This is a genomic window from Oxalobacter paraformigenes, assembly GCF_000158475.2.
In the GTDB taxonomy this organism is placed as follows: Bacteria; Pseudomonadota; Gammaproteobacteria; order Burkholderiales; family Burkholderiaceae_D; genus Oxalobacter; species Oxalobacter paraformigenes.
Genome location: NZ_KI392031.1, coordinates 1,594,901 through 1,608,413 on the forward strand (window position 1 = coordinate 1,594,901; position 13,513 = coordinate 1,608,413).

The following is a 13,513-nucleotide window of genomic DNA, read 5'->3' on the forward strand; positions in this document are numbered from 1 at the left end:
CCGTCATTTTCCCGGCATTTGACTGCCAGATAGCGAACCAAACGTTTTTTCAATCGCTTTATAAACGGACAAAACGCCTGAATGGCAAAAACTTTTTTATGAACCGGGCATTACCCTTTACCAAGCACACTGGAGGCTTCAATGGCATATCTCAGTACTGACATTACCCGCAACGACCCGATTTTCGGTTCCCCATTCGTAGGGAAAGCCGCCAACAAGAAAACGTTTCCGGACAACGAGCAAAACGCTTACGACGTCTATCAGGTCGTTCACGACGAATTGTATCTGGACGGCAATGCCCGCCAGAATCTGGCGACCTTCTGCCAGACCTTTGAAGAAGAAGAATTGCACTGGCTGATGGATCTGTCGATCGACAAAAACATGATCGACAAGGATGAATATCCCCAGACCGCCGCCATCGAAAATTACTGCGTCCACATGATCGCCGATCTCTGGAACGCCCCGGATTCCGCCACGACAATCGGCACCTCGACCGTCGGTTCAAGCGAAGCCTGTATGCTCGGCGGTCTGGCTGCCCTCTGGCGCTGGCGTGCGAAAAGAAAAGCCGCCGGCAAACCGATCGACAAACCCAATATGGTGTGCGGCCCCGTCCAGGTCTGCTGGCTGAAATTCGCCCGCTACTGGGACATCGAAATCCGTGAAATGCCGATGAGAGACAACCACTATGTGATGGCGCCGGAAGACATGCTTTCCATGGTCGACGAAAACACCATTGTGGTTGTACCGACGCTGGGCCAGACCTATACCGGCCTTTATGAACCCGTCAAGCCGCTGGCCGACGCACTGGACAAGTTGCAGGCTGAAAAAGGACTGGATATCGACATTCACGTCGATGGCGCCAGCGGCGGCTTCCTGGCCCCGTTTTGCGCTCCTGACATGCTCTGGGATTTCCGTCTTCCCCGCGTGAAATCCATCAGTACGTCGGGCCACAAATTCGGTCTGGCTCCACTGGGGGTAGGCTGGGTCGTATGGCGCGAAACGAAAGATTTGCCGGAAGGCCTGATCTTCCACGTCAACTACCTGGGCGGCGATTTGCCGACTTTCGCCCTGAACTTCTCGCGTCCGGCCGGACAGGTCATTTGCCAGTACTACAACCTGCTCCGTCTGGGCAAGGAAGGCTACCAGCGCATCCACGGCGATTGTTACGACACTGCCCAGATGCTGGCCGACGGCCTGCAGCAAATCGGGCCTTTCGAAATGATCCACAGCGGCAAGGAACAGGAAGGCATTCCGGCCGTAACCTGGCGAATCAAGGAAGGGGAAAATCCGGGTTACACGCTCTATGACCTTGCCGACCGCCTGAGAACGCGTGGCTGGCTGGTGCCGGCTTACTCCTTGCCGCCACATGCCGACAACATCATTGTCCAGCGCATTCTGGTCAAACAGGGCCTTTCAGCCGATCTGGCCTCACTGCTGCTTGAAGACTTCAAACGTGCCATCGACTTCTTCGCCACCCATCAGACACACGACTTCAAGGGCAAGGAAGCCCAGATGGGCAACCATACCGGCAGAACCCACTAATGGCCTTTTGGCAGAGGAAATAAACGAAAACATTTTTAAAGGATAACGTCCATGAGCGTCAATCAAAATCAGGAGCAAAGGAAACAAGTGTTGGACTTTATGACCTCTGCTCATCAGCAATTCGCTTCTGTCAAGGAAGGGGCCAACGCCAGCTACATTCCCTATCTGGCCTCGGTTCCTTCCAACCTCTTCGGCATCGCCGTCGCCTTTACCGATGGTGAAGTGCTCGAAGTCGGCGATACGCAATACGAATTTGCGATCGAATCCATTTCCAAGGTTTTTACGCTTGCCAAGGTTCTCGAGGAAATCGGCAAGGATGAATTCAAGGCCAAAATCGGCAGCAATGCCACCGGCGAACCGTTCAATTCGGTCATTGCCCTCGAATTGCACAACGAACATCCTTACAACCCGTTCGATAACGCCGGCGCCATTGCCACGGTAAGTCTCCTGAATGCCCAGTCGTCCGACGACCGCTGGAACCAGATTATCAGTACCTACAATCTGTTTGCCGGAAGAAATCTGACCGTCAACGACGAAGTGTACAAGTCCGAATCCGACACAAATGCCCATAACCGCGGCATTTCATGGCTTTTGAAAAACAGCGGCAACATGTACACCGATCCGGATCAGGCCTGCGACGTCTACACCCGCCAGTGTTCGGTTGCCATTACCTGCCGCGATCTGGCCATCATGGGTGGGACCATCGCCAATCACGGCGTCAATCCGGTCACGAAAAAACAGGTCGTCAGCCGGCAAAACATTCAGCCGATTCTGGCCGAAATGATGATGAACGGCCTTTACGAAAACACGGGTAACTGGCTCTATACCACCGGTCTCCCGGGCAAAAGCGGTGTCGGTGGCGGCATTCTGGCCATCGTTCCCGGAACCTGTGCACTGGCCGTTTTTTCGCCTCCTCTGGACGTTCACGGAAACAGCGTGAAGGGTCAGAAAGTGGGCGCTTTCCTCAGTGAAAAACTGGGGTGGAGCCTTCTCAATAAATAAAAAGTGGTCCCGGAACTTTCTTTCCGGAAAGTTCGACTTTCAAAGAAGAGGTTTTTATGGCTACTGCTAACACTCCAAAAACTGCAAAAGCACGGACTTATATATCCTGGCTGACCATTTCATTCATGATGGTCGCTGCGGTGGCAAGTATCCGTTCGCTTCCCGCCATGGCCGTTTACGGCCTGGGTTCCATCATGCTGTTTCTGATTCCGGCCTTCGTCTTCTTCATTCCGGTCGCTTTAGTCGCCTCCGAACTGGGTACCGGCTGGAACGGCGGGATTTACGGCTGGGTCAAACAGGCCTACGGTGACCGGCTCGGCTTTTTCGTGATCTGGTTCCTCTGGATTGAAGTCGTCGTCTGGTATCCCAGCGTCCTCGGATTTGCGGCCAGTACACTGGCTTATATGTTCAATCCCAAACTGGCGTCCAGCGGGCTGTTTACCTGCCTCGTCATTATCGTCTTTTACTGGGCATCGACGCTGCTGGCCATGATGGGTTTTGACACCATTTCCAAATTCACCAAATGGTTCATGCTTTTGGGAACGGCGCTTCCGGCCGCCTGTCTCGTCATCTTGGGCATCATCTGGCTGTTCATGGGCAACCCTTCCGCCGCACCGATAAGCTGGAGCGCCCTGATACCATCCGTTTTCCACGAACACAGCCATGTCCTGGCTGGCGCCCATCGCCTGCATGCGGACTACTGGAAAGAATTTGTCGGCAGTATTGCCGGTCTGGTTCTGATCGTCAGCAATTTCCTGGCCTACGCGGGTATTGAAATGAATGCCATCCATGCCCGCGAATTGCGAAATCCGGAACGCGAAATGCCGAAAGCCATTTTGCTGGCCAGCATCATGATCGTCCTGATTTTCATTCCACCGACTCTGGCAATTTCGCTGGTCGTGCCGGCCGACTCTACCAGTCTGACCGCCGGCGTCATCCAGGCTTACGCCGCATTTTTCGACGCCTTCCACATTTCCTGGGTCACCCCGATTCTGGGCGCCTTGCTGATCATCGGCGCACTGGGCGGCGTTCTGAGCTGGACAGCCGGTCCTTCCAAAGGGTTGCTTTTCGTCGGCAAATCGGGCATGTTCCCGCCGATCCTGCAGAAAGTCAACAAAAACGGTGTCCAGCAGAACATCCTGATCTTGCAGGCCATTCTGGTTACGATTTTATCGACCGCCTACATTTTCATCGATAACGTATCCGACGCTTTCTGGATGCTTTCCGCCATGGCTGCCCTGATGTACCTGATCATTTACGTTTTCATGTTCATGTCGGCCATGAAACTCCGGAAAACGCAACCGCACGTCAAACGCGGCTTCGTTCTGAAAGGCCTGCACTTCTGGTGTTTCCTGGGTCTGGCGGCGACCATTCTCGCCATCATTTTCGGGCTGATCCCGCCAAGCCAGTTCAGCAATATGCCGGTACTCGAATATATCGGTATTCTGGTTGCCGGCCTGATCGTCACCGGCGCGCCGCCCTTCATCTTCTATGCGGTCAGAAAACCGTCCTGGGCAGTAACGCCGAAAAGCGAAACCGAAGCCTATTCGGCGCCTTTGCAGGACTTGCAAAACAGCGACAACACCCCGGCTGCAAGTTAAATCCTGCTGTCCGATCCGTCACAAGGCCTTCCCTTCCGGGAAGGCTTTTTTCATTGCAGGCTTCGCAGGGATTGCACCGGAGGCGTATTCAGCACTTTTCGCAAACCGAGCCATGCGCCTGCCAGAGCGCAGACGATCCCTCCGGCGAGACCGTATCCCCAGACTGCTGGCGAAAACGCCCACTCCAGCTCAAAAACGCGAACCGCCAGCATCCAGCCCGCCAGTTCCGCTCCGGTTGCCGATAGCAAACCGGCCATACTGCCAATGAAAACCAGTTCAACCCTCTGGGTTCGCCGAAGCTGCAAACGCGTCGCGCCCAGTGTACGCAAAACACTCGCTTCGTGCATGCGCTCTTCCTGCGTCCCGGTCAGGGCGGCATATAAAACCAGTATTCCTGACGCCAGGGTAAAGAGAAAAAGAAACTCGACAGCCAGCGTCACCCGATCCAGCATTGTCCTGACCTGTGCGACAATATGGCCGATATCGACAACCGTCAGATTCGGAAATTCCCGGCTCAGTTCGGTTGCCACTCCCGTCTGGCCCGGCGGCAGGAAAACGGCGGTAATCCAGGTTTGAGGCATCTCTTCCATTCCATCGGGAGAAACGATCACGAAAAAATTGACCCTTGCCGAACTCCAGTCCAGTTTCCGCAGACTGGTCACGGTCACCTCAATCCGGTTGCCGATCACATCAAAGGTCAATTTGTCGCCCGTTTTCACGCCCAGCGTTTTTGCCAGTCTTTCTTCCAGCGACGCTTCTCCCCGACGTTTTCCGAACCAGCTTCCCTCCACCACCGTGTTTTGCGGAGGAAGTTCCGGCATATACGACAGATTGAATTCGCGATCCACCAGCCGTTTTGCCCTTTCATTGTCGTAATCTTTTTTATCGACGGACTTGCCGTTTATCTCAATCAGTCTTCCCCGTACCATGGGATACAGTCCGGGTTGCCCCAAACCGGCCTGAACCAGCCTTTTTTCCACCGTTTCTTTCTGACCGGGCAATATATTGACAATGAACCGATTCGGCGCATCGGCCGGAACCGCCCTTTGCCAGGCACCGATCAGATCGTTTTTGACCGCGGTCAGCAAAAGCACGCACATCAGGCCTGTGGCCAGGGCAATGATCTGGACAACCGTCACTACCGGTTTCCGTTCAAGTGAGGCAAGGGAAAAACGCCAGCCGGGGAAAGGCAATTTCTTCCTCGCCAAACCGGCGATTTTCAACGCCCCCCGGGCCAGCAAGGCCATAACGGCCACCAGCCCGGCAAATCCTCCCAAAATCCATACTCCGAGCCGGACATCGCCCGTCAGCCAGAAAAGCAACCCTGCAAAAACGATCAGGCCCGGCAAATACAGCGCCGCTTTTGAAACGGAAGCAAAATCCGTTTCCCGACGGATCACCCGGACAAATGAAACGCGACGCAAATGCTGGATCGGCGGCAAGGCAAATCCCAACAGGAGAGACAAACCGATCAACAGGCACTTAACAACCGTTTTCCAGCCGGCAGCGGCCATTTGCTGCGGCAAATACCGCTCCAGAACGCCCAAAAGCACAAGATGCCCCAGATACCCGGCCAGTATTCCGATCAAACAGCCTGCGAGTCCCAAAAGGAAAAATTCGGTCAGGTACATCAGCGTGATCTGCCTTTGCGTCAGGCCCAGACAACGCAGAATGGCGCAGGCATCGAGATGACGGCTGACGAACCGGCGTGCGCCCAGGACAATGGCTACCGAGGCCAGCATGGCCGTCAACAATCCGGCCAGCGACAGAAATTGGCGGGCGCGAGTCAGCGTCGTTTTCATCTCCGGCCGGTCCATTTCCAGCGTTTCGATGCGCATGCCTTTTATGGAAACAGCTTTAATCCTTTCCTCCGCCCATTTCCGGTATCGCTCGATATCCTTTTCGTTTCCGGCAAGAAGCAAACGGTACGAAACCCGCGACGCCGGCTGAACCAGCCCGGTTTTTTCGAGATCCAAAAGCGACATCATGATGCGCGGAGCGAAATGGATGAACGAAATACCCCGGTCCGGTTCCGTAACAATCCGCTGCGTTACCCTGAAAAAACCGTTTCCGATTCGGACACGGTCGTCCGGCCGGATACCTGCCTCCCGCAGCAGTTCAGGATCGGCCCAGACAGTTCCCGCTCCGGGAATCGTTGCCGCTTTCTTTCCCGGATCGTTTTCTTCCCCGGCAATCCGCACCGCTCCACGCAAGGGGTAATTTTCCGAGACCGCTTTTAGCGAAACCAGTTTCGCTACGGTTTCGCCTCCTTTTCCAGACAAAACCATGGTCGGGAAAATACGGGTTTCGGCCCGGGCAAGCCCGTATTTTTTCGCCTGATTCAACCATACGCTATCGAATTCCCGGTCGGAAACGATCACCATATCCGCGCCCAGCAAGTGGGCCGCTTCGTCCCTGATACCGGCTTGTATCCGGTCGATGAAAAAACTCACCGAAGACAGGGCTGACACGGCAATCGCCAGCGCCAGCAGCAAAAAGCGCAATTCACCGGCGCGCCAGTCGCGCAGCGTCATCCGAACCGCTTGCAGGAAAAAGGACATAAAAAATCGCACTCGAAAAAAATGAAACGGTTTGAACGAAATCCTCCGCGTTTCGGACCATGCACCCGGCTATCCAGGCCATCCTGGCCTTTGCAGGGTACAATAGATTATTAAAAGCACGGTTCCATTCAAACTGTACCCGATTGACACGATTTTATCCGTTCCTGAACGCTTATGCTTCGACTGACTGAAATCAGACTGCCGCTTGAACATCGCGACGATGAGCTGAAACAGGCCCTTCTTGCCCGGCTGGGCATTGCCGAAACCGAACTTCTCGGCTTTACGGTATATCGGCGGAATTACGACGCCCGGAAAAAAACCGCCATCGTCTTTTCTTATACGGTCGATGTCGAAGTACAAAACGAACGCGACGTTCTCGACCGTTTTCCCGGACACTCCCATATCCGGCCGGCGCCCGACATGCGCTACCGATTTGTGGCACACGCTCCCGAAAAATCCTTTTCAAGACCGGTCATTGTCGGATGCGGCCCCTGCGGGCTTTTTGCCGCCCTGATCCTGGCCCAGAGCGGTTTCAGACCGATTGTTCTGGAAAGGGGAAAAAGCGTACGCGAAAGGACGGAAGACACCTTTGGATTCTGGCGCGAACGCAAGCTGGATCCCGAATCCAACGTCCAGTTCGGCGAAGGTGGCGCGGGCACCTTTTCGGACGGCAAGCTGCACACGCAAATCCGGGATCCCAAACATTACGGCCGGAAAGTGCTGACCGAATTCGTCAGGGCCGGCGCGCCGGAAGAAATCCTTTATATCGGCAAACCGCATATCGGCACCTTCAAACTGGTCAGGGTGATCGAACAGATGCGCCGGGAAATTATTGCGCTGGGAGGGGAATACCGTTTCCGGAGCCGGGTGGACGATCTGGCGATCCGCGATGGACAGATTCAGGGCGTCATACTGGAAAGCGGCGAAATCGTCCACTCCGCTCACGTCGTGCTGGCGCCCGGTCATAGCGCACGCGATACCTTCGACATGCTCCACAAGCGGGGCGTCCACCTCGAAGCCAAACCTTTTTCGGTCGGCTTTCGGATCGAACATCCCCAGTCGCTGATCGACCGGTGCCGGCTGGGACCCCATGCCGGGAACCCCCTGTTGGGCGCGGCCGACTACAAGCTGGTTCACCATTGCAAAAACGGGCGTTCCGTTTACAGCTTCTGCATGTGTCCGGGCGGGACGGTCGTTGCAGCCGCTTCCGAACCGGGACGGCTGGTCACAAATGGCATGAGCCAGTATTCACGGAACGAACGCAATGCCAATGCCGCCATTGTCGTGGACATGACGCCGGACGATTACCCGGGCCATCCTCTGGCGGGGATCGCCCTGCAACGCCAGCTTGAACGGAAAGCGTTCGAGCTGGGCGGTTCCAATTACAATGCGCCCTGCCAGCGGGTCGGCGATTTTCTCAGAGGGAAACCATCCACAAAACTCGGTTCGGTTATCCCATCCTACAAACCCGGTGTTACGCCCTGCGATTTGAGCGAAGCCCTTCCCGCTTACGCCATTGAGGCATTACGGGAAGCCATTCCCGCTTTCGAACGGTCAATACCCGGCTTCGCTCTTGAAGACGCTGTCCTGACCGGCACGGAAACGAGAACGTCTTCTCCCATCCGGATCGTCAGAAACCGCGAAAACCTGCAAAGCGTCAATGTCAGAGGACTTTATCCGGCCGGAGAAGGCGCCGGCTATGCCGGAGGCATCCTGTCTTCCGCGGTGGACGGCATTCAGGTTGCGGAAGCGATCGCAAAAGAAATAGCCGGAACGGATCGGATACAACCGTAAAAGGACTTATTCCCCGGCGTCGTCGCGGAAAGCCTGAAGGATTTTTTCCTTTTCGGCATCGAAGCGCTGTTTTTCGCCGGGACTGGTGATGCGTCTTGCCCCGTTGAACCGGGTTTTCCAGTACTTCAGTTCCATGTTATCGATCCGGACCGTTTTTCCGGTAGAAGGCGCGTGAATGAATTTGTTGTCGCCCAGATAGATGCCCACATGGGAATAGTTCCGGCGCATCGTATTATAAAAAACCAGATCGCCGGGCTGAAGTTCGTCACGGCCAACGGACTGCCCCACCCGGCTCAATTCGAGAGACGTCCGGGGTAACGTCGTTCCCCAGGCTTCCTTGAATACATAGCGGACAAGCCCGCTGCAATCAATACCGGTTTCGGGAGAATTGCCCCCGTATTTGTAATGCGCGCCGATCAGCGTCATGGCCGTCATGGCCAGTTCGGTAGCCCTGTGCGTGAAATGATGGATTTGCTCCATAGCCGGAGCGGATGTATCGCTGACGGACGTTCCCGCTTTCTGCGCAAGCGCCGGGCCGGTCGATCCGAGCAATAACGCTGCCGTTGCGGCAGAAGCACAGAATCTTCGAAAAACAGAGTGCCATCCCAGCGCCATTGCTTGAAAACCCGTCAATGATAACCAGTCTAGACTTTAAGCGAATATAGCCTTAAAGTCAAAGCATATTCCGCTAAAATCCCTGAAAAAGGCCGCTTTTCCGGCTATTTCCAGGCCAGATCGGTTTTCGGAAAACCCGTGCACTGCATTTGACGTTTTATTGCGCGCCAAGCTTTCGAAAAGGAAAACCTTCATCCGGTATCGCTGTTTTCTTCCAGACCGAGTTCCTGTATTTTTCGCGCAATGGTGTTTCTTCCGATGCCCAGCAAAACAGCCGCCTCGTTTTTCCGCCCCCGGGTACGGTTCAACGCCGCCCGGATCAGAATCCGTTCAAAGCGGCGGCCCAACCTGTCCATCAGGCCGTCCTGTCCTTTTTCAAGCAGATTCGCGACCGCGCCTTCCAGCTGTTTTTCCCACGAAGTGTCGGTCCACGCTTCTGCGACCACTTCCGGCGTTTCATTTTTTGCCGGGCTCTCCACTCCTGAACGGGACGAGGGTACAGGCCCTGCCGAAAGCGGGCCTTTCGTACTGCCGGCGTTTTCTTCCAAGAGTTCAGACGGCATGTCCTTGACCTCGACAATCTGGCCAGCGACCATGACGGTAAACCAGTAACAGATGTTTTCCAGTTGCCGCACATTCCCTGTCAAGGTGCATTTCGCCAAAAAACCGGCCGCTTCCTCCGACAGCCTTTTCGGCTCCACTCCGAGTTGCCGGGCACTCTGTCTCAGGAAATGCCGCGCCAGAACCGGAACATCTTCGGGACGCTCGCGCAAACTCGGCAATTTCAGCCGGATGACATTCAGGCGATGAAACAGGTCTTCCCGAAAAGCGCCTTCCCTGACCCGTTTTTCAAGATTCTGGTGCGTGGCGGCGATAACCCGGACATCGGCTTTGACCGACTGGTTGCCGCCTACCCGGTAAAAATGACCGTCTGACAGGACTCTCAGCAAACGCGTTTGCATATCCAGCGGCATATCGCCGATTTCATCCAGAAACAAGGTGCCGCCTTCCGCCTGTTCGAAACGCCCTCTCCGCATGCCTTGCGCCCCGGTAAAAGCGCCCTTTTCATGACCGAACAATTCCGACTCCATCAGGTCTTTCGGAATAGCCGCCATATTGAGAGCGATAAAAGGATGCGACGCCCGGGGGCTATGCCGGTGCAAGGCTCTGGCGACCAGTTCCTTGCCGGTTCCCGATTCGCCGGTCACCAAAACCGTTGCATTGGAATGAGACAGTTTTCCGATCGCGCGAAAAACCTCCTGCATGGCCGGCGCCTGTCCGATAATTTCCGGCATCCTGTCCAGACTTTTATCAGACACCGCTTTCGCCTGGCTCTCCTTCATCGCCCGTTTGACCAGATCGATAGCCTTGCCCAGATCGAAAGGCTTCGACAGGTATTCGAAAGCGCCTCCCTGAAATGCCGACACGGCCGAATCCAGATCGGAAAACGCCGTCATAATAATGATGGGCAAGTGAGGGAAACGGCGCTTGACCTCTTCAAGCAAATGCAAGCCTGACGTTCCCGGCATGCGGATATCCGAAACCAGCACTTGCGGCTGTTCCGTATCCAGCGCCGAAAGCACTTCATCGGCATTCGAAAAACTTTTCAGCGGGATAGTTTCACGGGCCAGCGCCTTCTCCAGTACCCACCGGATCGATTCGTCGTCGTCCACTATCCAGACCGGTTTCATTTTCCATCCCCTCACATTGTCCGTTGAAAAATTACGCCCTGACCATCGGCAATCGGATCAGGAATTCCGTACGCCCCGGACGGCTTTCACATTCGACAATACCGCCGTGCCGCTGAACGAGCGTTTGAGCCAGAGTCAGTCCGAGACCGCTTCCTCCCTTCGTTCCCGATACCAGAGGAAAAAATATTTTTTCGACCATCTCCGCCGGTATTCCGGGGCCGTTATCGATAATATGCAAATTCAATGCCAGCCTGTACCGGACTTTGGCCAGCGTGACCTGCCGGGAAACCCGGGTCTTGAAAACCAGCTCCGCATCGCCCCTTTCGATTCTTTCAGCAAGCGCATGCACGGCATTTTTCGCAATGTTCAAAACCGCCTGAATCAGCTGTTCCCTGTCGCCGGTAATGCCGGGAAGGGAAAGGTCGTAATCCCGACGCACGGTCAATCCTTCCGGATACTCCGCCAGAATGACGCTGCGCACCCGTTCGCAAACTTCATGAATGTTGATGTCGTCAACAATGTGGGGACGCCTGTTCGGAATCAATAGCCTGTCGACCAGTTTCTGGAGGCGTTCCGACTCCCGGACAATGACTTGCGTGTATTCCCGCAGGTCTTTCATATTCCTGCCGGGCAATTCCATTTCCAGCAACTGGGCCGCACCCTTGATGCCTCCGAGCGGATTTTTGATTTCATGCGCCAGATTGCGAATCAGTTCCTTCGTCGCCTGATTCTGGTCCATCAGACGGTTTTCCCGATCCTGTCTCAACTGCTGGACGTTTTCCCTCAACTCGACAAGAACGGCAGCCCCCGGAAAATCGACAGCCTTGACGATGCAATAGACATGAAGAGGCGGCCGGCCTATCCGGTCGAGCGCCAGTTCCTGCCGCTTTTCGGACGGATCGTGCACGCCGACCTGCCGGCAGATTTCGTCCAGCACCTCACCGTTCAAAAACAGTTGCGCCAGTTTCTGCGACAGCAACACCCTGGAAGAACACTCCAGCAAATCCTCGGCAGCCGGATTCACATATATAATCCGCCCCGACATATCGAGGATCATGACAGCCGAAGCCAGCAGATCCAGTCCCGTCAGTCTCTCCACAGTAGCCTGCCTTTACCTGAAGCGTCTCGCAAAAAAGGCGAAAACGTTTCCATTTTCGCCTTTCCCCTTTATCAAGCCGCCCTTACAGCGAATAATACATATCGAATTCGACAGGATGCGGCGCCATCCGGAAACGCTGGACTTCCTGCATTTTCAGCTCGATATAGGCGTCGATCATGACATTGCTGAACACGCCGCCGCGGGTCAGGAATTCCCGATCCTTGTCCAGCGCTTCCAGCGCCTGTTCCAGCGAGGAACAGACGGTTGGAATCTGTGAATCCTCTTCAGGGGGCAAATGATACAGATCCTTGGAAGCCGGTTCACCCGGATGAATCCGGTTCTGGATGCCGTCGAGCCCGGCCATCAGCAAGGCGGCAAAGCAGAGATACGGATTGGCTAGCGGATCAGGGAAGCGCGTTTCGACACGACGCCCCTTCGGGTTGGACACATGCGGAATCCGGATCGAGGCCGAACGGTTGCGTGCCGAATAAGCCAGTTTGACCGGCGCTTCGAAACCGGGCACAAGACGCTTGTAGGAATTGGTGCCCGGATTGGTAATCGCATTTAAAGCGCGCGCATGCTTGATAACACCGCCAATGTAATACAACGCGAATTCAGACAAACCTGCATAGCCGTCGCCGGCAAACAGGTTTTTGCCGTTTTTCCAGATGGATTGGTGAACGTGCATGCCCGAGCCGTTATCGCCGACGATCGGTTTCGGCATGAACGTCGCCGTTTTTCCGTAAGTGTGGGCGACGTTCCAGATGATGTATTTCATGTTCTGCGTCCAGTCGGCCCGTTCCACCAGCGTGGAAAAACGGGTGCCGATTTCATTCTGGCCCGCGCCCGCCACCTCATGGTGATGCACCTCGACCGGAATCCCCATCTGTTCCATCAGCAGACACATTTCGGAACGCATGTCCTGAAAACTGTCGACAGGCGGAACCGGGAAATAACCGCCCTTCACAGCAGGACGATGGCCGCTGTTTCCGCCTTCCATCTTGAGTCCTGTCGACCAGGAACCCTCTTCGGAATCGATCTTGAAGAAACAGCCCGACATGTTGTTTTCCCAGCGAACGCCGTCGAAAATAAAGAATTCCGGTTCAGGCCCGAAGAAAGCCATATCGCCGACACCGGACGACTTCAGATGCGCTTCGGCCCGTTTGGCGATGGAACGCGGATCGCGATCGTACCCCTTGCCGTCAGATGGTTCGACCACATCGCATTGCATGAAAACGGTCGCATCTTCCATAAAAGGATCGAGATTGGCTGTTGCCGGATCCGGAAACAGCAACATGTCGGACGCTTCGATCCCTTTCCAGCCGGCGACGGAAGACCCGTCGAAAGCGTGTCCTTCCTCAAACTTGTCCAGATCGAAACTGGACGCGGGAACGCTGACATGCATTTCCTTGCCTCTGGTATCGGTAAAACGAAGATCGACAAACCTGGCCTCGTTTTCCGCAATCATTTTCAAGACGTCTTCCGCAGTCTTAGCCATACCATTCTCCTTAGTTAACTCTTTCCGTTTCGGCATATTTTCCGGCATTTTGCCTTATCGCAAACCCGATCTTTAAAAAGCATTATCCATGCCAGTTTTTCTCATCCTTT

Annotated in this window: 9 protein-coding genes; 4 read left to right on the plus strand and 5 right to left on the minus strand. The window is 55.0% G+C overall.

Annotated elements, in window-relative coordinates:
* Nucleotides 1–141: 141 nt before the first annotated feature.
* Genes OFAG_RS11730 through OFAG_RS11740 form a run of 3 tightly spaced genes read left to right on the plus strand, consistent with a single transcriptional unit; the run spans nucleotide 142 to nucleotide 4,145 of the window.
* Entirely contained in the window at nucleotides 142–1,542 is a 1,401-nt protein-coding gene (locus OFAG_RS11730) for a glutamate decarboxylase (protein ID WP_005875776.1), read from the plus strand.
* Between the two features lie 51 nt (nucleotides 1,543–1,593).
* Nucleotides 1,594–2,544, plus strand: coding sequence for a glutaminase A (gene glsA / locus OFAG_RS11735; RefSeq protein ID WP_005875775.1), 951 nt, complete (start codon nucleotides 1,594–1,596; stop codon nucleotides 2,542–2,544).
* Between the two features lie 56 nt (nucleotides 2,545–2,600).
* Nucleotides 2,601–4,145 (plus strand): amino acid permease, encoded by a 1,545-nt coding sequence (locus tag OFAG_RS11740; protein ID WP_005875773.1) that lies wholly within the window; start codon nucleotides 2,601–2,603, stop codon nucleotides 4,143–4,145.
* A 50-nt stretch (nucleotides 4,146–4,195) separates the two neighbouring features.
* Here OFAG_RS11740 and OFAG_RS11745 read toward each other — a convergent pair whose 3' ends face one another.
* Nucleotides 4,196–6,706 (minus strand): ABC transporter permease, encoded by a 2,511-nt coding sequence (locus OFAG_RS11745; protein WP_020995326.1) that lies wholly within the window; start codon nucleotides 6,704–6,706, stop codon nucleotides 4,196–4,198.
* 174 nt (nucleotides 6,707–6,880) lie between these two features.
* Here OFAG_RS11745 and OFAG_RS11750 point away from each other — a divergent pair, with 174 nt between their 5' ends.
* Nucleotides 6,881–8,500, plus strand: coding sequence for an NAD(P)/FAD-dependent oxidoreductase (locus OFAG_RS11750; RefSeq protein WP_005875766.1), 1,620 nt, complete (start codon nucleotides 6,881–6,883; stop codon nucleotides 8,498–8,500).
* Between the two features lie 6 nt (nucleotides 8,501–8,506).
* Here OFAG_RS11750 and OFAG_RS11755 read toward each other — a convergent pair whose 3' ends face one another.
* The 4 genes from OFAG_RS11755 to glnA form a co-directional block, all read right to left on the minus strand.
* Entirely contained in the window at nucleotides 8,507–9,115 is a 609-nt protein-coding gene (locus tag OFAG_RS11755) for a C40 family peptidase (RefSeq protein WP_005875765.1), read from the minus strand.
* Nucleotides 9,116–9,306: 191 nt separating this feature from the next.
* Nucleotides 9,307–10,806 (minus strand): nitrogen regulation protein NR(I), encoded by a 1,500-nt coding sequence (gene ntrC, locus OFAG_RS11760; protein ID WP_020995327.1) that lies wholly within the window; start codon nucleotides 10,804–10,806, stop codon nucleotides 9,307–9,309.
* Between the two features lie 31 nt (nucleotides 10,807–10,837).
* Nucleotides 10,838–11,905 (minus strand): nitrogen regulation protein NR(II), encoded by a 1,068-nt coding sequence (gene glnL / locus OFAG_RS11765; protein ID WP_005875761.1) that lies wholly within the window; start codon nucleotides 11,903–11,905, stop codon nucleotides 10,838–10,840.
* Nucleotides 11,906–11,987: 82 nt separating this feature from the next.
* Complete coding sequence (glnA, locus tag OFAG_RS11770; protein ID WP_005875760.1) at nucleotides 11,988–13,403, minus strand: type I glutamate--ammonia ligase; 1,416 nt, start codon at nucleotides 13,401–13,403, stop codon at nucleotides 11,988–11,990.
* Between the last annotated feature and the right edge of the window lie 110 nt (nucleotides 13,404–13,513).

What these genes read in the sequence shown, in the direction of transcription:
- OFAG_RS11730 (WP_005875776.1), top strand. Translation starts at nt 142, where the DNA reads ATGGCATATCTCAGTACTGACATTACCCGCAACGACCCGATTTTCGGT.
- glsA (WP_005875775.1), top strand. Translation starts at nt 1,594, where the DNA reads ATGAGCGTCAATCAAAATCAGGAGCAAAGGAAACAAGTGTTGGACTTT.
- OFAG_RS11740 (WP_005875773.1), top strand. Translation starts at nt 2,601, where the DNA reads ATGGCTACTGCTAACACTCCAAAAACTGCAAAAGCACGGACTTATATA.
- OFAG_RS11745 (WP_020995326.1), bottom strand. Translation starts at nt 6,706, where the DNA reads ATGTCCTTTTTCCTGCAAGCGGTTCGGATGACGCTGCGCGACTGGCGC.
- OFAG_RS11750 (WP_005875766.1), top strand. Translation starts at nt 6,881, where the DNA reads ATGCTTCGACTGACTGAAATCAGACTGCCGCTTGAACATCGCGACGAT.
- OFAG_RS11755 (WP_005875765.1), bottom strand. Translation starts at nt 9,115, where the DNA reads ATGGCGCTGGGATGGCACTCTGTTTTTCGAAGATTCTGTGCTTCTGCC.
- ntrC (WP_020995327.1), bottom strand. Translation starts at nt 10,806, where the DNA reads ATGAAACCGGTCTGGATAGTGGACGACGACGAATCGATCCGGTGGGTA.
- glnA (WP_005875760.1), bottom strand. Translation starts at nt 13,403, where the DNA reads ATGGCTAAGACTGCGGAAGACGTCTTGAAAATGATTGCGGAAAACGAG.